Origin of the sequence: Gordonia mangrovi (assembly GCF_024734075.1) — a bacterium.
In the GTDB taxonomy this organism is placed as follows: domain Bacteria; phylum Actinomycetota; class Actinomycetes; order Mycobacteriales; family Mycobacteriaceae; genus Gordonia; species Gordonia mangrovi.
On the sequence record NZ_CP102850.1, the window covers coordinates 3,308,133 to 3,332,578 of the forward strand.

Annotated in this window: 22 protein-coding genes; 14 read left to right on the top strand and 8 right to left on the bottom strand. The window is 63.8% G+C overall.

The annotated features are described in order from the left end of the window. Positions 1-2 precede the first annotated feature (2 nt). Positions 3-1,130, bottom strand: coding sequence for a DUF5938 domain-containing protein (locus NWF22_RS14970; RefSeq protein WP_160903595.1), 1,128 nt, complete (start codon positions 1,128-1,130; stop codon positions 3-5). A 232-nt stretch (positions 1,131-1,362) separates the two neighbouring features. Between NWF22_RS14970 and NWF22_RS14975 the strand changes: the two genes are divergently transcribed. Continuing rightward, positions 1,363-2,007, top strand: coding sequence for a TetR/AcrR family transcriptional regulator (locus tag NWF22_RS14975; RefSeq protein ID WP_160903740.1), 645 nt, complete (start codon positions 1,363-1,365; stop codon positions 2,005-2,007). A gap of 31 nt (positions 2,008-2,038) precedes the next feature. On the opposite strand, the gene NWF22_RS14980 is transcribed toward NWF22_RS14975, so the two are convergent. From NWF22_RS14980 to NWF22_RS14990, 3 genes are all read right to left on the bottom strand, one after another. After that, positions 2,039-3,463 (bottom strand): MFS transporter, encoded by a 1,425-nt coding sequence (locus NWF22_RS14980; RefSeq protein WP_160903594.1) that lies wholly within the window; start codon positions 3,461-3,463, stop codon positions 2,039-2,041. Next, positions 3,460-3,915, bottom strand: a complete 456-nt coding sequence (locus NWF22_RS14985) for a MarR family winged helix-turn-helix transcriptional regulator (RefSeq protein ID WP_160903593.1) — start codon at positions 3,913-3,915, stop codon at positions 3,460-3,462. Before NWF22_RS14985 ends, NWF22_RS14980 begins: the two co-directional genes overlap by 4 nt. A gap of 101 nt (positions 3,916-4,016) precedes the next feature. Next, the gene (locus tag NWF22_RS14990; protein ID WP_233751612.1) at positions 4,017-5,579 is read right to left on the bottom strand and encodes an MFS transporter; all 1,563 of its coding nucleotides are present in this window, start codon (positions 5,577-5,579) and stop codon (positions 4,017-4,019) included. A 306-nt stretch (positions 5,580-5,885) separates the two neighbouring features. On the opposite strand from NWF22_RS14990, the gene NWF22_RS14995 reads away from it, so the two are divergent. From NWF22_RS14995 to NWF22_RS15015, 5 genes are all read left to right on the top strand, one after another. Next, positions 5,886-6,194, top strand: coding sequence for a hypothetical protein (locus NWF22_RS14995; RefSeq protein ID WP_160903592.1), 309 nt, complete (start codon positions 5,886-5,888; stop codon positions 6,192-6,194). Between the two features lie 10 nt (positions 6,195-6,204). Then, a complete protein-coding gene (locus NWF22_RS15000; RefSeq protein ID WP_160903591.1) occupies positions 6,205-7,746 on the top strand; it encodes a class I adenylate-forming enzyme family protein in 1,542 nt (513 codons plus the stop codon). Between the two features lie 245 nt (positions 7,747-7,991). Continuing rightward, positions 7,992-8,753 (top strand): alpha/beta fold hydrolase, encoded by a 762-nt coding sequence (locus NWF22_RS15005; RefSeq protein ID WP_233751696.1) that lies wholly within the window; start codon positions 7,992-7,994, stop codon positions 8,751-8,753. Positions 8,754-8,845: 92 nt separating this feature from the next. Next, entirely contained in the window at positions 8,846-9,682 is an 837-nt protein-coding gene (locus NWF22_RS15010; RefSeq protein WP_160903589.1) for a mycofactocin-coupled SDR family oxidoreductase, read from the top strand. 77 nt (positions 9,683-9,759) lie between these two features. Beyond that, complete coding sequence (locus NWF22_RS15015) at positions 9,760-11,229, top strand: aldehyde dehydrogenase family protein (protein WP_160903588.1); 1,470 nt, start codon at positions 9,760-9,762, stop codon at positions 11,227-11,229. A gap of 116 nt (positions 11,230-11,345) precedes the next feature. Here the strand turns inward: NWF22_RS15015 and NWF22_RS15020 are convergent, their stop codons facing one another. Beyond that, the gene (locus tag NWF22_RS15020; RefSeq protein WP_202398932.1) at positions 11,346-12,050 is read right to left on the bottom strand and encodes a class II aldolase/adducin family protein; all 705 of its coding nucleotides are present in this window, start codon (positions 12,048-12,050) and stop codon (positions 11,346-11,348) included. Positions 12,051-12,105: 55 nt separating this feature from the next. Beyond that, a complete protein-coding gene (locus NWF22_RS15025) occupies positions 12,106-12,885 on the bottom strand; it encodes an IclR family transcriptional regulator (protein ID WP_160903587.1) in 780 nt (259 codons plus the stop codon). Between the two features lie 180 nt (positions 12,886-13,065). On the opposite strand from NWF22_RS15025, the gene NWF22_RS15030 reads away from it, so the two are divergent. The 8 genes from NWF22_RS15030 to NWF22_RS24500 all read left to right on the top strand — a co-directional run bounded on the left by NWF22_RS15030 (position 13,066) and on the right by NWF22_RS24500 (position 22,175). Next, entirely contained in the window at positions 13,066-14,163 is a 1,098-nt protein-coding gene (locus NWF22_RS15030; protein ID WP_160903586.1) for an iron-containing alcohol dehydrogenase family protein, read from the top strand. Beyond that, complete coding sequence (locus NWF22_RS15035; protein ID WP_258321161.1) at positions 14,117-15,646, top strand: aldehyde dehydrogenase family protein; 1,530 nt, start codon at positions 14,117-14,119, stop codon at positions 15,644-15,646. The genes NWF22_RS15030 and NWF22_RS15035 overlap by 47 nt, the downstream gene beginning before the upstream one ends. Before the next feature lie 118 nt (positions 15,647-15,764). After that, complete coding sequence (locus NWF22_RS15040) at positions 15,765-16,181, top strand: nuclear transport factor 2 family protein (RefSeq protein ID WP_233751607.1); 417 nt, start codon at positions 15,765-15,767, stop codon at positions 16,179-16,181. Between the two features lie 132 nt (positions 16,182-16,313). Beyond that, positions 16,314-17,459, top strand: coding sequence for a cupin domain-containing protein (locus tag NWF22_RS15045; RefSeq protein ID WP_160903584.1), 1,146 nt, complete (start codon positions 16,314-16,316; stop codon positions 17,457-17,459). Beyond that, positions 17,456-18,280, top strand: coding sequence for a fumarylacetoacetate hydrolase family protein (locus NWF22_RS15050; RefSeq protein ID WP_160903583.1), 825 nt, complete (start codon positions 17,456-17,458; stop codon positions 18,278-18,280). Before NWF22_RS15045 ends, NWF22_RS15050 begins: the two co-directional genes overlap by 4 nt. Before the next feature lie 47 nt (positions 18,281-18,327). Then, the gene (locus NWF22_RS15055) at positions 18,328-18,900 is read left to right on the top strand and encodes a maleylpyruvate isomerase family mycothiol-dependent enzyme (RefSeq protein ID WP_233751604.1); all 573 of its coding nucleotides are present in this window, start codon (positions 18,328-18,330) and stop codon (positions 18,898-18,900) included. 1,032 nt (positions 18,901-19,932) lie between these two features. Beyond that, positions 19,933-21,393 (top strand): MFS transporter, encoded by a 1,461-nt coding sequence (locus NWF22_RS15060; protein ID WP_160903581.1) that lies wholly within the window; start codon positions 19,933-19,935, stop codon positions 21,391-21,393. 179 nt (positions 21,394-21,572) lie between these two features. Beyond that, a complete protein-coding gene (locus NWF22_RS24500; RefSeq protein ID WP_160903580.1) occupies positions 21,573-22,175 on the top strand; it encodes a TetR family transcriptional regulator in 603 nt (200 codons plus the stop codon). Here NWF22_RS24500 and NWF22_RS15075 read toward each other — a convergent pair. Both NWF22_RS15075 and NWF22_RS15080 read right to left on the bottom strand, forming a co-directional pair. After that, the gene (locus NWF22_RS15075; protein ID WP_160903579.1) at positions 22,172-23,362 is read right to left on the bottom strand and encodes an XdhC family protein; all 1,191 of its coding nucleotides are present in this window, start codon (positions 23,360-23,362) and stop codon (positions 22,172-22,174) included. The two genes, NWF22_RS24500 and NWF22_RS15075, sit on opposite strands and share 4 nt — an antisense overlap. Beyond that, a complete protein-coding gene (locus NWF22_RS15080; RefSeq protein WP_160903736.1) occupies positions 23,355-24,386 on the bottom strand; it encodes a VWA domain-containing protein in 1,032 nt (343 codons plus the stop codon). The genes NWF22_RS15075 and NWF22_RS15080 overlap by 8 nt, the downstream gene beginning before the upstream one ends. Positions 24,387-24,446: the final 60 nt, after the last annotated feature.

Below are 24,446 nucleotides of genomic sequence, written 5' to 3' on the forward strand. Positions count from 1 at the left end.
GCTCAACTGTGCGCGGTCACGATCGGATCGAGCACCAGGCCGAAGGCCTTCAACACTCCGAGCAGTTCCCGGTATCCGAACGCCTCGCAGCTGGATGCGAAACCGACCGCTCGTGGTGGCGCCTTCAGCAAGTGGGCGGCGGCGTGAGCGTTGAGAAGCGCGGTTTGCTTGTAGTTGCAGTTACCGTGAATCACGCAATGTACCCGGCCAAGTGGGCCCGAAGCGTATACCGAATCGAGTGAGGTGTTGATCCGTGGGTTCTCCCGCGGCGGGGTCTCGCTGCGGATGGAACCGGAGATCGCGTCGATGATTTCGTACTTCTGCGTCTCGGTCTTGCCCTCCATCTCGGCCAACGCTGCGGCCACCATCTGAGGGACACCCTCCATCAGTGGGCGATTGAACACCCCGCCGAGTGCGCGGGCATTCGCCACGCGCGGGTCGTTCTTGAACCACACGGGGTGTGAGGTTCCGCCCCACGGCAACGCGAGTCCCAGCTCGTGCTGGCCGGGCACGACGACCTGGAGGAGACCGCCGTCGGCCGGCCACTCGACGTACTCGTTTTGCTCAAGGTAGTACGCCTTGGAGAAGGCGGCGTTGGTCAGGATCGTGTTGGTGGACGCGACCGTGGGGTGGCCCTTCCAGAACACCTCGATGTCCAAGGTGTCCAGACCCGGCGTCTCGAGGCAGATGTTCGCGGCGATCTCGCCGATCGAGTACATCTGGGCGAGCCCGGGAGTGAGGACGAGGCCTTGGGCGGCGAACTCGGCAGAGTACTTCGCCTCGACGTCGATCATCCAGTTCTGTTCGCCGTTGGTATCGGTGTAATGCGCGCCGATCTCCAGGCAGGCCTCGACCACGGGGTGGCCCCACCGCGCGAACGGGCCGACGGTGTTGAGCACGACGTCTGCACCGCGAAAGGTCTCGACGAAGGCTTCCTTCGAGTGCTCGACCTCCACGATGTCGTGGTCGACGGTGTCGATGCCTGGTACGGCCTCGACGACACTCTTCAGGCGGCTGAGGCTCCGGCCTGCAGCAAGAAACGGAATGTTGTATTCGCGCAGGTACTCGCAGATGAGACGGCCGGTGTAGCCCGAAGCGCCGTATACGACGACGCGCTTGTCGGTTGCCATGTGAGTGTTCCTCTCGTCATCGGAGCGCGGCCGGCCGGATCCCGCAGATGCGGGCAGGGGCGGTGATGCGCCTTTCACGTCGGCACAGGTATGTGCTGTGGCTCACACTAGTGAGATCACTTGACAGTCGTCAAGGAAAAGCTTGACGACTGTCAAGAAATCGCACCGGCAGGTGGGACTAGACTCGCTGCCAGGCAAGGAATGGATCGGCAGATAAGGAGGGAGTGTGGATATGACGCAGGTCGTCGACCCCAAGGTGCGAGTCGAGGAACGCAGCCGCGACAAGTTCCATGCCAAACGCGCGGTACTGGCCGCAGCAACCCTCAACACACTCGCCGAGCTCGGCTATGCGCGCACAAGCCTTCGCGAGATCGCGCAGAACTCGGAGTATTCCCACGGGGTCTTGCATTACTACTTCTCCGACAAACTCGACCTGATCGCAGAGGCGGTACGTCAGTTCGAGAGCCTGTGTGTCACGCGCTACGACGAAATCGTCGCCGATGCGGAGACCGCAGACCAGCTACATCAGGCTTTCGGGGACAAGTACATCGGCACCCTCGTTCGCGACGCGCCCGTACATCGTCTTTGGTACGACCTGCGCAATCAGAGCTTCTTCGATGATGCATTCCGGTCCGAGGTGCTCGACATCGAGGTGCGCCGCGAGGAGATGATCTGGCGGGTAGTCGCCCGATACTGCGAGCTGCGAAGTGTCGAACCCACGATCGACTCGTCGACCGCTTATGCGGCGCTCGACGGCATTTTTCAGCGCGCTCTCTTGCAGCATTTTGCGGGACGTCCGGCCGGCGTCGATGCGGCGAAGGCGCAACTCGATGCGGTGTTTGCGGTGGCAGTGGGTGGAGCCGCACACGAACAATGAGGCTCGCCGGGTTGCGGCGGCCAACGGAATGTCAGCTGAGGCTCCGCGCGGTGTCGCGCTCGACACGCGGACCCATATTGCGAGAGAACACGACCCCGGCCAGTAGTAGTGCGGCGACCACGATGATGAACACACCGGTGCGGCGCAGGCCGGCGTCGCCGACGGCGCCGCCGGCGGTGAGCGTGAGCACTGCCACCGCGAGGTTGGCGCCGACGAATGAGACGGTTCGGTACATCCCGATGGCGGTGCCTACTTCGTCGACCGTCGTGACCTCGTTGAGTAGGTTCTGATTGCCGATGTTGTTGACGCCGTTGGGTATACCCAGGACAGCGGCGACGATCAGCAGAACGACGATCGGGGCGGTGGATCGTTCGACGGTCGCGACCAGAACACCCCCGATCAGCAGTGCGAAGGTGCCGACGAACAGCGTGGTTCGCGCTCCGTAGCGCCGATAGATGCGTGAGCCGAACATCGTCGCGACGATTCCGACACCTGCGACGGGCAGCATCGTCAGTCCGGCCTCGATGGCCGACATGCCGCGAACATACTGCAGCCACTGCGGAATCCCGAAGTACACGCAGTAGAAGCACAGGTACGTGAGCATGGTCCGTCCGAGTGTCGCGGTGAGCGCGCGATTCTGTTGCAGGGCGGCGACATCGAGGAACGGATCGGCCGCTCGTCGCTCCCAGTAGATGAACAGGCCGCCTGCGAGTGCGAACACGGGGATGATCCACCACAGTGGCGTCGCCCGCAATGAGACGAGGAAGAGCATCAGCGAGGTGATGGTCACGACGAACAGTGCGATGCCGAGTATGTCGATCGTGCGCACAGCGGCACAGACTGAGGCCGGTCTGTCACCGGCGAAACCGACGTCGACACGCAGGATGGCGATGGCACTGATGGCTGCGACAGGGATGTTGATCCACAGGATCGACTGCCATCCGAATGTGCCCACTAGAAGACCACCGAGGGTGGGGCCGAGGGCGGCAACGGACTGGCTGCAGACGACGAGGGTGGTGATCGCGGTTCGCGGTTGGCAACCGTAGCGTTCGGCATATCCGCGGACCATCGTCATGGCGTTGGGCAGATGTGCCGACATGCCGATGCCGAGCAGCACGTAGGCGGCGATCAGCCACGCAAGTGACGGAGCGAAGGTGCCGAGAAGGGAAGCGACGCAAACCAACAGCAGGCCGATGACGAACACGCGACGCGCTCCGAACATGACCCCGAGGCGGCCGGCCATCGGAGAGCAGACCGCAGTGGTGATATACATCGCCGAGATGATCCACGAGATGCCGGTTGCCGACCCAAAATTCGCGCCGATCGCGACGATGGCCACCGTGATCATCGAGGAATTGAGGGGCTGCAGCACGCTGCCCGTAGCGGTGGCGCCGCTGATCCGCAAGGGAACAGGCCGAGAGGTGTTGGCAGTGCCGGTTTCGGCCCCGGCGGTCATGCGTCAACCCCAGCCGAACCCTGTGTGGCGCGGCTGTCCTCGCCAAGTCGGCGAAGCAGCGCCCCGGCGAGGAAGAGTAGATCTCGTTCGACGTCGGTGCAGTGCGTCTCGATGGCCGCCGCGAGCCATTCGCTGCGGTTGCCACGGTCGGATTGCAGGGTGGCGTGCCCGTGGTCGGTGATGGCGATCAAGCTGGCACGCCCATCGGACGGGTCGCTCGATCGCGTCACCATGCCCTGCTGCTCGAGTGCCGCGACCGTCCGCGCCACGGTTTGGGGCGTCACGGCCTCGGCGTCGGCGAGTGCGCGGGCGCTCATCGGCCCGTCTCGGTCGATCTGCCCGAGAGCCTGCAGTTGGGTGGCGGTCAGCAGATGCCCGCCGGCGCTCTTCGTTCTGATCGTTCGGTTGAAACGCACTATGTCTTCGCGTAGCTGATCGACGCGGCTGTCCATACATCCTCCCTCGGGGCAGTATGGACAGCATAGCTGTTTACTTTTGGAGCAACTGGCGCGTGCAGGTGCGACGTTGCTCTCAGTGTAGACAGCTTAGGTGTCTAAAGGGATGTACGAGAGGGGGAGTTCGTTGGATATGCGGTCCCACGGTGCCGGATGAGTCGACTTCGCGGGAATCGCCTGCCCCTCGAACTGGGCCCGGGCACTTCGGTACCGCTCACAGCCGCCGGACCTCGGGCCGGAATGAACGCGGCAAACAGGCCGCAGAGGAGCGCGGCGACCAGGCCGAACAGGAACGTCTCGTCGAATGCAGCCGACACGTGCTGGCGGTTGTCGGCGGCTCCCGGGGCCGGCTCGATGGCGAGCACGGCTCCGACCACGGCGGCGCCGACCGCCGCGCCTACGGCCCGCATGAGCGTGTTGACCCCGTTGGCTGATCCGGTCTCCGACCGCGGAACCGATTGCAGGATGAGGGTCGGCATGGCGGCGTAGCCCATTCCGATACCCACGCCGATGAGGACGTTGATGAACAGAACGGTCCATTGGCCCATGGTCATGGTGAGAGCGAGGCAGAACGCGATGGCGATCAGTACCGCGGCCGCGACCAGCAGCGGTTTTGGTCCGGATCGTCGCTCGAGCCGGCCTGCCACGGGGGCCATCGCGAGCATCGCCAGACCCGACGGCATGAGGACGAGACTGGCTTCGACGAGTGAGAGCGACACTCCGCCTACGGCGGTCGGTAGCTGCAACAGTTGGGGGAAGGCGACTTGCGATGCGAACCACGCCATCCCCATGGCCGCAGAGGCGAGGTTCGTCAACAGAACTGCACGCCGGGTATTGACCCGGACGTCGACCAGCGGCTGCCGGACGCGAAGTTCATGCCACACCCACAACACCAGTACAGCGGCGCTGCCACCCAATACCGCCATGGTGCGCACTGACGTCCACTCCCATTCACGACCATGTGACAGACACAGCAGGAGTCCCGATAGGCCAGCCGACATGCCAACGATGCCAACCCAATCCACCTTTCCGCCGGTCTTCGGTGACTCTGTCGGGAGCGCCCAGGCCACCAGTGCGAATGTCCCGATGCTGATGGCGGCCGATAGCCAGAACAGCATGTGCCAGTCGAAGTGCTGCGCGACAAAGGCGCTGATCGGCAGACCGAGGGCGGCTCCCACGCCAATGGTGGCGCTGACCATGGCTGCGGTGGAACCTACCCGCGAGGCCGGCAAGATGTCCCGCACCATGGCAATACCCACCGCCACGACGCCCACGCCGACCCCTTGTAGGCCGCGGCCCACTATGAGTGGGATGACAGAGTTCGACAGGGCGCACACCGCCGATCCGATGATCAGCACGGCGATGAGAATCAGTGAGACGCGCCGCTTCCCGAACATGTCCCCGAAACGCCCCGATATCGGAGTGAACACAGCCGCCACGAGCAGCGTGATCGTGACGGCCCACGCCGTGCTGGTGGCCGAGGCGCCGAGGAGTTCTGGGAGCTCACCCTGGATGGGGATCAAGATCGTCTGCGTGAACGACCCGCCGAGTCCGGCAAAGGCGAGTGCTGGACCTGCCCAGCGAAGTGCGCGTTTGGTGTGACTGTCGGGTGTGGTCTGCGCGCCGACATGCGTGTCATCCGTATATCGGGTGACCATCATCCCTCCTTCTTGGGCCCTGAGTTCGGCGACCCGCGTGGATGAGACTCAATCTCATATTAGAGATACGATATCACTCCTTCTTTCGCGTGTACGACAGTGCGCTCGTGTAATCGGTCACAGGCCGGCGAGGTGACGGACGTTCCGTGGTCGGGATGCGGCCGGACCTTTTGAAGTGACTTCGACCGGGGGCGGGGCAAAAGGTTGTGTAACCCGGGTCACTCCACTAAGCTTCAGACCGTAATACGGTACGACGAGAAAATGCCGTCGAGCCGCACGAATCTCGATCGGTTTGTTGAGGAGTGTGTGATGAAGCCACGCGTGGGACAGACGTTGGCCAGTGTTGTGGACGGAACGACGGTGGTCGTTGTCCGCTGGCCAGGTGAAGATCTGGAGGTCACCTGTGGGGGTGTCGTGATGGTCGACAAGAAGGATCCCCGAGTCGGTACCGGGGAGGTCGACGCCGCCCACGCTGAGGGAACTGCACTCGGTAAGCGGTACACCGATGAAGAACGTGGGGTGGAGTTGCTGTGCACCAAAGCCGGCAAGGGAACCCTGGCGCTCGAAGGTGTCCCGATGCCATTGAAGGCGGCCAAGCCGCTGCCCGCCTCGGATTGAGTAGCAGCCGATGAATCTGACGATGTTGCTGGATATGGCAACCGACGGCTTCGGAGACCGAGTGGTGCTCGGCCGTAAAGAGGATGGGTTCACTCCGGAGAGGCTGCGCTCGGTCGCCGGTGGCGGAGCCGGCCTCGTGCGCGCCGCGGGAGCCGACTCGATCGTGTATCTGGGAGTGAACGGGCCGGCCTTCCCGGTCGCTCTGTTTGCTGCAGCAATCGCCGGCGTGCCGCTGGTTCCCGTGAATTACCGTCTGGGCACCGAGCAACTCGACTCGTTGCTGGCCAATCATCCGCGTGCACTCGGTATCGCCGATCCCGGTCAGGAAGAAGCGCTCAAACGAGCCGGTCTGTCCGTGTTCACTCCAGAGCAGTGGATCAGCGAGGCAACGAACGCCGCGCTGAGTGGTCCCACCGTCGACGCCGACGACGCCGAAGCTGATCTCGAAGTGCCCGCGGTCTTGATCTACACCAGCGGCACGACGTCCGCGCCCAAAGGCGTGGTACTGAAGCATCAGAACCTGACCGCGTACGTGCTGGGAACCGTCGAGTTCGCGGGAGCGTCCGACGACGAGGCCTCCCTGATGAGTGTCCCGCCGTATCACATCGCGGCCGTCTCCAACGTGTTGACGAATCTCTACGCTGGTCGACGTCTGCTGACGCTTCCGCACTTTGCACCCCAGGCGTGGGTTCAGCTGGTCCGGGATCAGGGCGTGACGAATGCGATGCTCGTGCCCACTATGCTGGCGCGCATCATGGATGCCCCCGACCTGGACATATCCGTGCCCGACCTGCGAGCAGTTGCCTACGGGGGCGCGCAGATGCCGCCGCGCGTGATCGAGGCGGCCCTGAAAGAGTGGGAACACGTCGAGTTCGCCAATGCGTATGGACTCACGGAGACTTCGTCGACCATCTCGGTCCTGGGTCCGGACGAGCACCGCGCGGCCATCGCGAGCGACGATCCAGATGTACGCAGACGCCTGCGATCGGCCGGCAAACCCATTCCCGGCGTGGACATCGAGATCAGAGACGCAAACGGCCAGCCGGTGCCGACTGGAACCCCGGGGCGCGTATGGGTATTCGGTGAACAAGTGTCCGGCCAATACGCGGGACGCCAATCCGCCGTTGACGACCGTGGCTACTTTGACACACGCGACCAAGGCTGGTTGGACGCCGAGGGCTACTTGTACCTCGAGGGGCGAGTCGACGACACGATCATCCGCGGAGGAGAAAACATCTCGCCGGCCGAGATCGAAGATGTCCTGCTCCGACATCCCTCAGTCGCAGATGCGGTCGTAGTCGGTGTTCCTGACGACGAGTGGGGACAGCGGATAGAGGCCGTGGTGGTAGCCCACAGTGGCGGTGAGGTGGACACGGAGAAATTGCGCGCCGACGTGCGAGCGACGCTCCGTGGCTCCAAGACTCCCGACCGCATCACCTGCTGGTCCGAACTGCCCCGCACAGACCTGGGCAAGTTGGTGCGCCGCGACATCGTCGCGACTCTGGCGGGTGAGGAGACCCAGGCGAAAGCGATTCAGGGACAGCGCGCATAGCGGCGTTCCGCCGGATCCACATGTCAGGCACATGCAGGTGCGTATCGACCTGCATGTAGTCGATTCGTGGGATCGACATCGGAGAAATCGAGGAGGCGTACATGGAGCGCGGCACTGTTCCGATCATCTTCTTCGGTAACGGCGTCACTCTGGCGGCGGACCGTTGGGTTCCGCCGTCAGGGACCGTCGGTCGCGGCACTGTCGTGTTGCTGCACGGTGAAGGCCAAACGCGGCGTGCGTGGGCCATGACGGGCCAGCGTCTGGCCCAGAACGGATGGACCGCGATCGCGCTCGACGCTCGCGGTCACGGCGGCAGCCAGTGGGCTCCGGACGGTGACTACCGGATCAACACCATGGTCGCCGATGTGCGGTCGGTGATTTCGACGCTGTCGGACAGGCCTGTCCTCGTCGGTTCGTCGATGGGGGGCATTGTCGCGATGCTCGCCGTGATGTCCGACCCTGCGCTCGCGCGTGCACTCGCGCTTGTCGATGTTGCGCAACGGCTCGAGCCCGGCGGCAATAGGGATACCTGGGCGTTCATCCGAAGCGGGACGAGCGGGTTTGCGACCCTCGGCGAGGCGAAGGATGCCGCTTCGACATTCGACAACCAGATCGGGCAGCGTCTGACGAATGGCGATCTTCGGCGGATTCTGACGCGGCGGGACGGGCGGTGGTTCTGGCACTGGGATCCGGGGTTTCTGCACAACGAGAGTGCCCGCGGTTACGGCGACGACATGACGACCGCCCGTTCGCGGAAGCACATTCACGAGGCCGCAGCATCACTGATGGCTCCCCGACTGATCGAGCCGAAGCACACGCCGAGCAGCGTTGCGGAGTCCATCGTTCAGGAAAGGCACCAGATCGCGCGCACGACCACGTGGATCGATACCGGCGACGGACTCGCCTCCGTGGCGAGAAATGACAACGATTCGGTCAGTACAGATCTGGTCTCCCTTCTGGACTCATTGGATGTGGGACGACATGGCCGGGCCCTGTTGCCGTTGTGAGGGCACGAGACGCGTGTGGCGTGCCCGAAGTGAGAACTGATCTGTTGTGAAAGCTCAGCGACATGCGGAGCGACTTTGGAAGGGTGATGAGTATGGCCGGGCGTGTGGATCGCAAAGTTGCGTTGATAACCGGTGCAGCACGAGGGCAGGGTCGCGCTCACGCGATTCGGTTGGCGCAAGAGGGCGCCGACATCATCGCAGTCGACATCTGCGATGAGATCAGTACAGCGCGAGACTATCCGGCGGCGACGCCAGATGACCTAGACCGGACGGTCAAGGAAGTCGAGAACCTGGGGCGTCGGATCGTTGCACGAAGGGTGGACGTCCGGGACTTCGATGCTCTCCGGTCTGCGGTGGACGCGGGAGTCGCTGAACTCGGACACCTGGACATCGTGGTCGCCAACGCGGCCATCGCAACATACGGGATCAGTTGGGAACTGAGTACCGACGAGTGGCAAGAGATGATCGACATCAATCTCACCGGCGTGTGGCACACGACCAAGGCCACCGTTCCCCACCTGCTGCGACAGGGCAGTGGAGGTTCGATCGTCCTGATCAGCTCGGTGGCGGGCGTCAAGGGCATTCAGAATCTGCCGCACTACGCTGCCGCCAAGCACGGGGTCATCGGGCTCATGCGCACGCTGGCACAAGAACTGGGATCGTCGCGCATCCGCGTCAACAGCGTCGCGCCGACGAACGTCGACACGCCGATGATCCATCATCCGGCGTTGTGGCGGTTGGCGGTGCCGGGTGTCGAGGAACCCACGCGTGAACAATCCGACGAGGCGTTCACGCACATGCATCTGATTCCGGTGCCGTTCGTGGACCCGGTCGATATCAGCAATGCCGTCCTGTTCCTCGCCAGCGACGAGGCCAGGTACATCACCGGTGTCACCCTTCCGGTAGACGCCGGCGTGACCGCCCGTTGAGCACCAACGACGCCTCCCGGCACAGGCTCTCCCGGCACCCGCAATAGCAGAATTTGATCCGGTAGTTAGGAATTACAATGGAAAACAACACACTTGCACCCGAGTCGATCTGGGATCGCAAAATCTACAGTGGAACGTGGGTCGCGCCGGCCGAAGGCGGAGAACTCCACGTGATCGAGAAGGCATCCGGCGAGACGCTCGGTGTCATCGGGCAGGCCTCCGCCGCCGACGTCTCGCGTGCGACTCGCATGGCCAAAGATGCACAGCGCGAGTGGGCCCGCGTTCCCGGACCCGAGCGCGGTGATGTGCTGCGCAAGTTCGCTGCGCTCCTGCCGGACCACGCGGATGAGATCGCCGCGCTCACGGTTCGTGAGACGGGCTCCATCGGGGCCAAGGGCCAGTGGGAAGTCGTGATGTCGGTTCGCGAAGCCATCGAAGCGGCCAATATCGGTTCAGAACCAGTCGGGTACATGACCGCAACATCAGACCGGGACCGACGGAGTTTCGCGAAGCGGGTCCCAGTGGGAACCGTGGGCATCATCACCCCGTGGAACTCGCCGTTCCTCCTGGCATTGCGCCAGATAGCGCCCGCGCTCGCCGCTGGCAACGCCGTGATCGTGAAGCCGGATCCCCAGACCCCGATCTGTGGCGGAGCGGTCTTGGCGCAACTGTTCGAGGCAGCCGGACTCCCCGAGGGTCTGTTGCACATCCTGCCCGGAGGCGTCGAAACCGGTGAGGCCGTTGTTGCTGATCCGTTGGTGGATCTCGTCACCTTCACCGGCGGTATCCGCGGCGGCCGGCAAGTCGGGGCCAAGGCTGGAGAGCTACTCAAGAAGGTGGTTCTCGAGCTCGGTGGTAACAATCCCTACGTGGTCCTTCCCGGAGTCGACATCGAGGCAGCCGCCAGTGCCGGAGCCTGGGGCTCGTTCTTCCATCAGGGGCAGATCTGCCTGTCGACCGGACGACACATCGTTCACGAGGACATCGCCGACGACTATGTCGCCGCGCTCACCAAACATGCTGAGGCGCTTGCGGTCGGCGATCCGCGCGGCGACGTGCACCTGGGTCCCATCGTCAATGAGCGTCAAGCGGCGAATGTGGATCGGATCGTAGCTCAAACGGTCAACGCCGGAGCGACATTGGTCACGGGAGGCCGCCGCGAGGGGCTGTTGTACACACCGACAGTGCTGACCGGGGTGAAAGCAGGTATGCCGTGCTTCGACGAAGAGATCTTCGGCCCCGTCGCCCCGATCACCACTTTCGCCAGTGACGACGAGGCCGTCGCGCTGGCGAACGACACCGCCTACGGACTGTCGGCCGGAGTGGTGGGTCCCGATCTCGCTCGTGCACAGCGCATTGCCGAACAACTTCACGCCGGGATCGTGCATGTCAACGATCAACCGGTGCTGCACGAGGTGTACGGTCCGATCGGAGGTGTGGGAATCTCCGGCAACGGAAGTGCGTGGAGCACCCTGACGAATACCGGAGTGTTCACCGAGTGGAAGTGGATGACGGTCCAGGACGAGATCCCCGCCTATCCCTTCTGAGGTCACCGACCAGCCGCCGGTGTCCCGCGACGGAATACCAACGAATTCCGCCGCGGGACACTGACCCTGGTAGCGAGCGACAGGTCGAGATCGGCCACCCCGGGCACCGGCGGATATTACGCCGGATCGCTGGGGAGTTGTCGTACCAGATAGTCCCATACCTGATGCCGAGCCTTGCCGCCATAGATGTGCTCGCGCTTCGCGAGTGACTCGTCGGCATCCGACCATGTCGGTGAGCCGCCGTAGGCCCTCGTCAGCAACTGCTGTCTACAGGCACGATCAAGCACGATGGCGGCCACGGTGGCCGACTGCAGGTCGGGGCCGACTGTGGCCACTCCATGATTGACCAGGAACACCGCTTCGGCGTCTCCCAACGCTCGGGCGAGATGCTGGCCGAGTTCGGCTGTCAGGATGAGGTCTGCCGTCTCCGTGAACCTTGGAACACCAATGGGTGCAAAGTAATTGGCCTCGTGGCTGACCGGGAGGAGGTCGACGTCCGCTGCCGCCAGGGCAACTGAATAGCGGCTGTGAACGTGAACCACCCCACCGACATCGGGCCGGGCGCGCATGATCTCGGTGTGAATGGGGTATTCGCTGTGCCGTTGGCCTCCGCCGGCCGCTACGTCGCCGTCGGGGGTGACGAGATGGACTCGGGACGGTGTGATCTCTTCCAGGCCCCATGATGCTTGCTTCATCCACACGCCGCGGCCCTCGGGGTCGCGCGCTGAAACGTGGCCCCAGATGAAATCATTGCTGCCTGCTGCCGCCATCACACGGCTCGACAGCGAAACCATCTCGCGGATCTCGGGGTAGTCGGTCATCGTCACGTCGCTTCCTCGGTAGTGGTACGGACTCAGTTTGATTCTGTTTTTTCGATCAACGCAACGCGGATTCGGCGTTTCGGGCGGTGCGCACGACGGATTCGGCAAGCTCTCGAACCCTTCTGCGCGGTAGGCGGATCGAGGGCATCGATACACTCACCGCGGCCACGGGTCTGGAATCGGCCGACATGATTGCCGCGCCGATCGCGTGTATTCCTCGCTCGGTGGTGCCCAGGTTGACGCCATAACCCAGTTGCCGCACTGGTTGTAGCAGGTCGGCGACATCCTGGGGAAGGCCGTCATGTTCTTCTGCGGCCGACCATATCGCGTCCAGTTCCGTGCGGGGCAAAGATGCGAGCATTGCTTTGCCGCCCGAGGTTCGATGTGCGGGCAGTGTTGCGCCGGCACGCGATCCGATCCGCAACGGCTGCGTGCCTTCGATGCTCTCGATGAAATGAACCAGCCGACCCTGCAGAACCTGCAGATGGACTGTCTCGTCAAGACTCTCGTTGAGTTCCGCCAAGGCCGGCCGGACCAAACGGGTGAGGTCGTCCGCTCGTCTGGAAGACGTTGGTGCGCTGCGGTGACGCACGCGCCCGGCGCGGTAGAGGTGGTCCTCACCGCGCACCGCGAAGCCTCGGTAGACCAGCATCGCCAGCAAGCGATGGGCGGTGGACCGTGCGACGTCCAGGTGAGTGGCGATATCGGTGAGCCGCATCCCTCGTTCATCCAGCATCAAGACGATGCGCAGCGCGTTGTCGACCGATGCGATGGCGTAGGGCGGTGGTGGGTCGCTACCCGGCGCCGTCTCATGCAGCGTGGTGTCCTGGCTCATGGCTTCCGGCCAATCCGTTCGTTGGGCTGCCCTGCGGTGACTTGGCCACGACAAACCCGTGTAGGAAGACTATGCCCAACCGCTTCATGTTCTGCAAGGCAGAACTTGGAGCGGTTGGCGGTGATTCTTTCCCGGCGTCAGCCGTACGATGCTGGCGGACGACAATCGAGAGGAAAGACTGTGGCTGGCAAACAGACTGAGCCGTTCGGGTTCGGCTTCGCTGCGCCGACGAGCGTCATCAGTGGGTTGGGCGCGGTAGCGAATATCCCGGCCTTGGTCGAGTCCTTGTCACCGACACGGATCGCGGTGGTTGCTGATCGCGGTGTGGCAGAAGCCGGACTGCTCGATCGCGCGCTGGACGGTGTCGGATCGATCGGGACGGTCGAGCTGGTAGGTGTGAATCCCGACGTCGCGTCGTGCGACCTCGCCGCGGAGTCCGCTCTCGAGGCCGGCTGCGATGCGGTTATCGCGGTGGGTGGCGGCAGCGCGCTGGGGCTGGCCAAGGGTGTTGCACTCAGGCTGACCAACCCCGGCAGCATCCTGGATTACGAGGGTGTCGGCAAAGCTGCGCTGGCGCCCGCGCCGTCTATCGCGGTGCCGACCACGGCCGGTAGCGGCAGCGAGGTGTCCAACGCCCTGGTGCTGCACGAGAAGGGCCGTCCCCGCGAGGTGATCGTCCGTGGCGCCGGCTATGCGCCGGACTACGCGATCTTGGATGGCCAACTGCTCGTAGGCCTACCCCACGCCCCGATGCTCTATGCGGCCCTGGATGCCTTGAGTCATGCCTTCGAAGCCATGTGGGTCAAGGGGCGCAGCCTCTTCACCGATGCGCTCGCCGAGAAGGCGGCGCTGACGATCTTCGACGTCCTTCCCGCGGCTCTCTCGAGCCGCGAGGAGGGCCTGCTCCAAGCGCTCCTCGAAGCAAGTACCGCGGCCAACCTCGCCTGCGGCAATTCAGGTCTCGGGCTGATTCACGCAATGACATGCGCACCATCCGTGCCTCTTGCACACGGATACCAGAATGGTGCCCTGCTGAAGAGCGTGGGCGATTTCAATCGTCCCGTGATGAGCCCGACGCACGCCGCATTGGTGGATCGCCTGCCGCAGTTTTTCGCGGACATCGACTGGAAGGGCCGTTTCGAGGAGTCCGACCTGGCTGGTTCCGACGTCGACGCCATCGTGGTGGCGAGTACCCAACACCCGTTCCGGAACAACAATCTTCGCGCGACGTGTGACGACGACATCCGGGCCATCGTCGCTGCAGCTCATGCCAACTAGAGGAGAAGTCATGACAACCACCATCCCGACGCTGCCGATGCACATCGGCGGCGAGGACTCCGTGGGTTCCGCCGGCCGTTTCATCGAGGCAGAGAATCCCGCCACCGGCGAGGTGATCGCACAGTTTCCGGCAGGCAACGCAGATGACGTCGACGCCGCGGTGGCGGCGGCCCGCGATGCCTTTCCCGGCTGGTCGCGCATCGACCCCATGCAGCGAGCGCGCATCCTCAATCAGCTCGCCGATATCATCGTCGAGAATGCCGATGAGCTGGCGCATCTTGATGTCACCGACAACGGTAGCCCCATCCGGGAGATGCGAAATGACGCTTTTGTCGGCGCAGCTCAGCTCCGCTACTACGCCGGACTGATTCTGCAGCTGCGTGGCCACACAGTGCCGACGGGCCAAGGGCGTCTCAACTACTCCTTGCGGCAGCCCTGGGGCGTCGTCGCGCGAATCATCCCGTTCAATCACCCGTTCATGTTTGCCGCATCGAAGATCGCCGCACCCTTGGCGGCCGGCAACACGGTGGTCATCAAACCGAGTGAGTTCACCAGCCTGTCCGCGCTGCGTCTGGGCGAACTGGCCAAGGAGGTACTTCCCGACGGCGTTTTCAATGTCGTCACGGGCTATGGGCACGAGGCCGGGGACGCACTGGTTGCGCACCCGGACATCCGACGGTTGGCATTCATCGGGTCTGCGGCGACAGGCCGGGCCATCCTGCGCCGTGCCGCCGAGGTCAGCGTCAAGCACGTGACCCTCGAGCTCGGTGGCAAGAACCCACTTGTCGTGTACCCGGACTCGGACATCGACATCGCCCTCGATGCTGCGACCCGGGGTATGAACTTCACGTGGCAGGGGCAATCGTGTGGTTCGACGTCGCGGCTCATTGTCCACAAAGACATCTATGCCGAGTTCGTTGATCGGCTGGGAGCCAAGCTCGACGACCTGACCAGCGGATCGCCCGCCAGTGAAGACACCGATACCGGGGCCATCGTCAGCCAGGCCCAGATGGACAAGGTCCTGTCCTACATCGATGTCGGTCGCGATGAGGGCGCGCGGCTGGTCGCGGGCGGAAGTTGTGTCAGCGCCGACGGGCTCGACGCCGGGCGGTTCGTGCGGCCGACTCTGTTCGCCGATGTGGATCCCGCCTCACGCCTTGCTCAGGAGGAGATTTTCGGGCCGGTGCTGGCCGCGATGCCATTCGAGGACTACGACGACGCCATCCGCATCGCGAATATGGTCGAGTACGGACTGACCGCGAGTATCTTCACCCGTGATCTGGACCTGGCCCACCGGTTCGCTCATGACGTCGAGGCCGGCTATGTCTGGGTGAATGATGTCTCCCGGCACACACCGGGCACCGCTTTCGGTGGATTCAAGAACAGCGGTCTGGGGCGCGAGGAGGATATCGAGGAACTCGAGTCATACACGCAATCAAAGAATGTCCATGTGAACTTCGGCGGCCAGCGGCGCTCGGAGTGACGACAAAGGCGCGACCCGCTGATGCCTTTCAGGGTTCGCGACGACTACGCCGACTGTGAGTCCTGGGGGATTCGGCGAGAGAGATTGAGGTATCTCCATGAGCGTGACAACAGGAGTCATGACCGACGAACAGCGCGTCTCAGTGGCCAAGGAGTTTCTCCTTCGCCTCGACACCGGCGGTGACACGTTGGAACTCTTCGATGACGACGCGCTGTACTACTTCCCCAAGAGGGGGTTGATGCGTGGCAAAACCGAGATCAAGAAGTTCTTCGAGCAACTGTCCACCATGATCGAGAGCATCGAGCATCATGCGATGTTCTACAACGTGGTGGTGCAGGGTGACCTCGTCGTGTTGGAGGGGACCAGCCACGGGACGACGTCTGACGGCGTCGAGTGGCGTGCGGGGATCACGCACGCCGGCAACTGGTGTGACGTTTTCGAGATCCGGGACTTCAAGATCCATCGCCTCTCGACCTACCTCGACCCGGACTATGCGAGTGCAGACACCGCGCGCTATCCCTGGCTGAATTCGTAGGCAGATACAGGGCCATCGGGACTGACTCACGCGGGAGGGGGACCGCTCGCCGAGGCGGCCCAACGTGCCAGCACAGTTCTGTTGTACAGAATCACGCTTCTCTGGGTTGAGTGAGCTGGGCAGTATGAAGGGATGAACATGGGTACCTCTCCGGTCCAATTGCAGGCGGTACAGGCGCCAGGGCAACCGGACGTCACTCCAGATCTCGAAGATCTTTATCGCAATTTCGAGAAAGAGATGTTGGTTCCATTGTGGACCGAGATCGGTGACCTGATGCCGAGCCACCCACGATCGCAGGCGAAACCACACCTGTGGCGGTGGAGCAACTTGCGTGAACTGGCTGCCCGGGCCGGAGATCTGGTTCCTGTCGGGCGTGGCGGTGAGCGTCGCGCCATCGCTTTGGCGAACCCGTCACTGGGGGGACGACCGTTCGCGACACCGACGTTGTGGGCGGCGATCCAATATCTTCTGCCGGGAGAGGATGCCCCCGAACATCGGCACACTCAGAACGCTTTCCGCTTCATTGTCGAGGGAGAGGGCGTGTGGACCGTCGTCGGCGGGGACTCGGTAGCGATGCGCCGCGGAGACTTCTTGCCTCAGCCGGGCTGGAACTGGCACGCGCACTACAACGTCTCCACTCGCCCGATGTCGTGGATCGACGGTCTCGACATTCCTTTTCAATATCTGGCCGACACCCAATTCTTTGAATATGGGCGCGAGGAGATCCCGGACGATGAGAAGGTATCGGGTGATCTCTCACGTTCGGAGCGGCTTTGGGGATACCCGGGGCTCAGGCCTCTGTCAGAGCGGATCCCGAGCTCGGGGACTCCACTGCTCTCCTACAAGTGGGAGTACACCGATCGGGCCTTGGCGGAACAGCTTGCCGTCGGGGCAGACGGATTGGGAGGCGGGCTGCTGGACCCGGGGCACGCAGCGATTCGATATACCAATCCCGTGAACGGTGGTGACGTTCTGAGCACTATTCGCGCCGAGATGCATCGAGTCCTTCCGGGTGTCGAGACCCGACCGCGACGCGAAGTCGGCTCGTCGGTCGTGCAGGTCTTCGACGGTTCGGGAACGGTGACCGTGGGGAACGAAACGTGGAGCGTTACGCGCGGCGACCTGTTCACCGTTCCGTCGTGGAAGGACTTCTCGGTGCGGTCTGAGGCCGGCGCAACCGATTCGGACTCCGGCGCGCTGGATCTGTTCCGGTTCTCGGACTTGCCGGTGTTCGAAGCTCTTGGACTTTACCGCTCGACTGTGGAGGAAAACCGATGAAGTTCGCAACAATTCGTACACCTGAGGGCAATCGTGCCGTCCGCAAGGACGGCGACGTCCTGGTGGATCTGGGCTATTCGGATCTCGGTGAACTGATGGCTGACACCAGTCTCGCTGCGGCGACGCCGACCGGCCCGACCTGGTCGCTGGAAGGGGCAGATTTCGCCCCCACCGTTCCGTCGCCCGCGAAAGTTGTGTGCGTAGGACACAACTACCGCAATCACATTCTCGAGATGAAGCGGGACCTTCCCACATACCCCACACTGTTCACGAAGTTCGCCAGCACACTGATCGGCCCGTACGACGACATCGTCAAGCCCGATGAGACCGACGCTCTGGACTGGGAGGTCGAGCTGACGGTAGTGGTTGGTGATCGGGTCCGGAGAGCGACCGAAGCGCAGGCCACTGCGGCAATCGCGGGGTTCACCATCATGAACGACATCTCCATGCGCGACTGGCAATTCCGCACCATCGAATGGACGCAGGGGAAGATCTGGGATTCCTCGACCCCGGTGGGTCCGTGGCTCGTGACGCCTGACGAGCTGCCCGGTGGAGTTCGGCCGGCGGTAGCCGTGCGGACGACGGTCGACGAGCAGGTGATGCAGAACGATGACACCGGCACCTTGCTCTTCGATCCCGTGTACCTCGTGCAGTACGTGTCCACGCTCGTAGAGCTCCGTCCGGGCGACCTGATCGCCACCGGCACCCCGGCCGGCGTGGGTCATGCACGGGAGCCAAAGAACTACCTGAGGGGCGGGGAGACCGTCACGACCGAGATCGAGAACATCGGCCGGTGCATCAACAGGATCGTCAAGGAATGAGTCGCGAACTCGCCGATTCGCTTCGCTGGTCCGACGACGGTACCGACTTGTTCCTCGGCTTGACGGACGGTCTGAGCGAGTCAAAATTCGACAGTGCAAGCGCGCTTCCCAACTGGACCCGACGCCACTTGGTCGCTCACGTCGCGGCCAATGCAGATGCCCTGTGCAATCTCGTTCACTGGGCTGCCACCGGTGAGGTCACGCCGATGTATTCGAGTGCCGAGGAACGCGCGGCGTCGATCGAGCAAGGAGCCACCCTCTCGGGGCCCGAGCTCAACAGGTGGGCTCATGCCGCTGCAAGCAAGCTCGGCGGCATGATGGGTGGCCTGTCGGAAAGCCAATGGTCCGCAGAAGTGACCACGGCGCAAGGCCGGGTGGTTCGCGCCACTGAGATCCCGTGGATGCGCGCACGAGAGGTGTACGTGCACTCGGTTGACCTGCGCCTCGGCGCCGAGTTCGCGGAGCTGCCAGAGGCGTTCCTGCATGCTCTCAGCGAGGACGTGATCCGCAAACGCGGTGAGGTGCCTGATGTCGAAGCGGATCTGCCGCAGCGCGTCGCCTGGCTGACCGGCCGGCCCAGTGGCCTCGACGACGCACCTGATCTCGGCCCCTGGCTGTGACCGTTCCAGCTCGCTGACATCGGTGATCTGGCCATTCGCCACTCGTTCAAGGCGCGCGGCGCGGTCGCGCGCCTTGGCTTTTGCGCGTCGCCCTCGGACCTGTCTTGCGGGGTGGCGCCCGAGCGGTGCCGGCTACGAATCCGACGTGCCCGATAGTGCTCGAGCCGGCCACCACTCGACTGTGGAATGAATTTATTAGACTGAGCCGCAACAGGTTTCACATCATTTCGAACCGGTGCGGCGAAGACACCACCGAGGGTTCTCCCACGCCGGTGATCGGTCGCCGGCGATCCGGGTGGCCTCTTTCCTAGTCGCCCTCTTCCTCGTGCCCAAGCCGGCGCACCGTGGTCCCCATACCGGGGGTAAGCGACATCAGCACGTCGCGCGGGATGGAACAGGCCACGTCGGTTCGTGCGACAACCAGAGTCGCTGGCCACCGCCGGGCGTCTCGGCGCATCCGCGAAAAACAAAGTTGCTGTTGGCCTTCACTTCGACATGCGCCGGGTCTGGACCCGGCGCATGTCGTCGCACACCGCGGGCCTCGCCGCAATCTCGTTGCGTGCCTGCGGATGCGCCGACCTGGTCCGGAATGTCAACGGACACCGGCATCACCTGTCGTAACCTGCCACCACGCGTCTGGCTGGTTGATCGCCGGTGCGGCGGGGAGAAATCGCAAGCCTTTGCGCTCTGGAACGCGGACTTTCGCGCACTGAGCGGCATGCCACGTACGGGTCGTGTTCGTCGCATGTCGACGCCGTCCGGGGAATGATCTGCCGGCAAACCTTGCGTGGTTCCGAATACCGTAATACAGTCATTCAGTCGGCGGTGATCTGGACCACAGCAACGGAGTCGAGTGGCACAGGCCGCAGCGTCCGTCAGTCGTCAGGGAAGGAACCGTTGAGAGGACCTCGACGCCAGTTCTGAGTTATGTGACCACCGGCCGATGGCCCGAGAGTTCGCGACGTGCCGAGGCCGAAACCGGGTTCGTAGCCCGCTCGAATTCAGGATTTTCGACCCAACATGGAGGAAGATGTGAGCAAGAATACGATCGGGGTAGCCGATCCGGAGAAGGAGCGCGAGATTGTCGCGCGACTTGAACGGGTGCCCTTCAAGGGGATGATGGTCGTCTACGTCCTGACCCTCGGCATGGCGGTGCTGTTCGATTTCGCCAATGACATGAGCCTGTCGTACGTCGCTCCGACACTTCAGGAGAACCTCGGATTCACGGTCGACAACATCGCCTTCCTGGTGAGCACGACCCTGTTCGGGACGGTGGTCGGAGCTTGGCTGGGTGGCCGGATCGCCGACCGGGTCGGACGCATGCGCGTGCTTCGCTGGTCGTTGTTCATCGGTTCCGCCGGAACGATGAGCTTCGCGCTTATCGACGGCGTGGCGGTCTTCGTCGTCCTCAGGTTCTTGAGTGGTGTGGCCCTGGGTGCTCTCTACATCGTGGCCATCACGTATCTGATCGAGATCAGCCCGCGCGCGCAGCGCAACGCCCGGACGGCGTTCGTCGGATTCTTCGGTACGGCGTCTGTTGTGGTGATCTCGGCGTTCGCCCGGGTTGTGGTCCCGCTCGGTGACTACGGCTGGCGCTTGGTCTTCATTTTCGGCGGGGTCGGATTGCTGTTCCTGTTGCCGATGAAGTTGATGCCGGAGTCGCCTCTGTGGCTCGTCTCGCGCGGCCGCAACGCCGATGCGGAAGCCGCGATGCAGGCGCTCGAACGGGGACATGACCTGCCGGAGTACACTCCGGAGCGACTGGATCAGGCCGCGAGCCCCACACCGGCGGGAGCCGCGTCGGCAGCACGCACGGACGAGGCCGACGAGGTTCGGCCGGGCAAGTACGTCGACCTGTTTCGCGGACGTCTCGTTGTGCCGACATCCCTGCTGATGGCTCTGTGGACGCTCTACATCTTCGTCGCGGTGTCGTTCAACGTGTGGCTTCCGACGATGCTCAGCCTTCGCGGGTTCTCCACCGAGCAACTGCTCACGATCTCGTTCCTCGGTACTATCGGACAGCCCGTCGGTGCGCTTTCGATGATCGTCATCACTCGGTTCATCCGCCGCTGGATCGCGATGTGTGTGGTGTCCGCGATCGGTATCCTGGCCGCGTTCGTGTTCGCGACGACGTCGGTGACCGTGGTGCTCAGCATCGCTGCGTTCATGATGATGTTCACCTTCGGAGCTTTTGTTCCCCTCGCGAACCTCACCACCGCAGAGGAGTATCCGGCTGCGCTGCGCGCCTCGGGTGCCGGGTTCACCTACGGGTTCGGACGCCTGGTCAACGTGGCCGGTCCGTTCCTCATCTCCACGATCTTGGCAGCGGTCGGCGCAGCGGCCGTGTCCTGGCTGCTGGCCGCGATCTGGGCCGCGGTTGCCGTGATCGCGCTCGCGATCCGCTTCCGTCCGGGTCCGCGGATCTACATCGCGGACGCGGAGGAAGACCAAGTTCGCACCGGCGTTCCGGAGCCCAAGGGGGCGACGGTGTAGCCGACAAGCTGTCACCGGGCCTCGATCAGAGGTTCAGGCGCGGGCTGAGGGAGCGGAGGCGCGAGTGGCGCATCCCAACCTTCAGCCCGCGCTTCGCTGTGTGAGGCGCCGGCGGCGCGAACCGATGGGCGTACGCACAGCGGCTTCGGGATCGGTTGGTGCTCCGGTAGCCTTGCCGCATGGCAAACGGAGTGCGCGAGCGTGCACGAGATGCACTCCGCGCGGAGCTCGCAGATACTCTCAGCAGGTACTTCGCCGAACGTGGTTTTGACGAGGCCACAGTGGACGAGGCTGCCAAGGAGGCCGGCATCTCCCGCGCGACCTTCTTTCGCTACTTCGCATGCAAAGAAGACGCGGTTCTCGCCTCGCTGGAGGCGTCGTCGATCGACTACGGGGCTCTGCTCGAGGGTCTCCCGCCCATCGTCGGGGAGAGTCCCTGGGGCTTGATGCATCGGATGTTTACCGAGGCAGTGGCCCATGCGCGGGAGGACTCCGAGCCCGAACGTTCTCGCTTACGGATGATTCATACGACACCGGCGCTACGCGCTCGTCTGGCGCAGCGATACCTCACGCACGAGCGAAACATCGCACCGGTGCTGGCACAGCGAATCGAACGGCCCGAAGCGGCAGGCCCGTTGATTGCTGCCGGCCTCGCGGGCCTCGACTATGCGTGGCGCCTCTGGGCCACTGGAGAATGTCCCTCGATCCGTATCGCGGTCGATCGGGTCTTCAACGATCTCGCCGATGCAGGTGGAACCGTCGAGCGTGCTCAGGTCCGCTAGCTGCCGCTAGCTGGGACGTTCGCGCTCCCCGGCTCGCTGCGAAGACCGTCGTCGTTGGCGGTCTCACCGTGAATGCGTCCGCTGGTAGTGGCCAGCGACCGGCCGCTGCCTCCCCATCGATGCGCAATGATCTCGGCTGCGACGGACACCGCCGTCTCTTCGGCGGTACGCGCTCCGAGGTCCAGGCCGATCGGTGATGATAGGCGGGCGAGGTGATCGGCCTCGAGTCCGACCTCTCGAAGTCTGAGCAGCCGATCGGCATGAGTGCGTCGTGAACCCATCGCCCCGATGTAGCACGGTTGTGCGTCGCCGGTGAGGCGCAGCGCGACGTCAAGTACCGGAACGTCGAATTTCGGGTCGTGGGTCAGCACACACAGCACGGTTCTTCGGTCGATACGCCCCGCGGCTGCTTCGCCCGCGAGGTAGCGGTGTGGCCAATCGACCACCACTTCGTCGGCGTGTGGGAACCGCGACGCGGTCGCGAAGACCGGCCGTGCGTCACAGACGGTCACCCGATACCGCAAGAAGCTGCCAACCCGCGCGACAGCGGCCGCGAAATCGATGGCGCCGAAGACGATCATCCGCGGAGGAGGGGTGAATGCCCACACGAACACCTTCATCTCGTCGCCGAGACGTTCACCATCGGGCCCGTACGACAACGTCGAATGGTGTCCCGCGGCGAGCAGACCGATGGCGTCGTCGTGAACTGCACTGTCGGCCCGCGCAGAGCCCAGAGTGCCCGTGACACCTGACTCGCGGATCACCAGCCGACGGCCGACCCGCGACGAATCGGGATGAGCGATGACCGTTGCGACGGCCACCGGACGCTCTGCGCCGAGGTCGGCGGCGACATCAGCGAGTTCTGGGAAGGTGGTCGGCGAGACAGCGTCGACGAAGACGTCGAGGATGCCGCCGCAGGTGAGACCCACAGCCAACGCATCGTCATCGGTGACCCCGTACCGCTCGAGTACACGATCGCCGGTTTCTGCCGTTGACGTGCAGAGGTCGTAGACCGCGCCCTCGACGCAGCCTCCGGAGACCGAACCGAACGCCGCGCCATCGGGACCGACGACCATCGAGGCACCGGGTGGTTGCGGTGCAGAACGGAAGGTTGCGACGACCGTGCCGACACCCACTGTGTGTCCGGCTTTCCACCATCGCAGCAATTCGGGGAGAACTTCACGCATTCGCCAGAACCTCGCGTAACTCCAGAAAGGCGGCCAACGAGTGGCCGGATACAAAGTCGTCGACGTACGGAAGTACGGCTACGATGCCGCGCTGCACAGGCTCATACCCGGGTTTGCCCCGCTGCGGATTGACCCACACGACGCGGTTGGCGAGCCGACTCATCAACGCGGCTTGCGTACCGAGCACATGGCAGTCTCCTTGCTCCCAACCATCGGAGAGCACAACCACCACGGCACCACGAGCGAGATTGCGCTCACCGGCTTGGCCGAGGAAGCTGCCGAACGCTTCACCAAGGCGGGTCCCGCCGGACCAATCCGGCACGATCTCCGCCATCGCCGCCAAGGCACGCTCGGTATCGCGAATGCGCAACGCACGGGTGATGCTCGTGACGCGTGTGCCGATCGTGTAGACGCCCACGGTGGACGTGGCGAAGGCGTATCTGTGGGCCAATCTCAACAGGGCATCGGCGTACGGTTCCATCGAGCCGCTTATGTCGATCAGAAAGAGAAGTCGACGGGGACGCGATGTGCTGCGCTGTCTCCTGATCTCGCCGGGCTCCCCGTGGTGTTTCAATTCGGCGCGAAGCGTGCGACGCGCGTCGAATACTCCCCGCCGCGAAGGACGACACCGCCGGCTGGTGCGGCGGGGCAAAGTGGGGACGATCTGCTCCACGATCGTGCGGAAGGCGGCTCGTTCGTCGTCGTCGAGGTCAGCGATATCACGATGTCGCAGTCGTTCGATCGAGGACGCCACCACGGTGCGCTGGACCAGAACGTGGTCGGTGTCGCCCTCGTGCCGTTCCGCATTCATGCCGCCATCTCGTATCGCGCGCAGCTGATGTGGCCGCCGGTCATCGTCGAGTCCGGCAAACCACGCGGAGACGACGTCATCGAACACGGCCCGGTCCTCCGGCGACGAACACAACGTTGCGTGTCCGGCGATGTGGATTGCACGAGGGTGATCCAAGCCGATGCGAGAAACGGCTTTGACGAATGCTATCGCCCGGTCCTGCGCGACCTGCATGCCCGCCGAACGCAGTCTGTGAACCAGGGTGAGTAGTAGGTGATCGACCGTTGGAGCGGA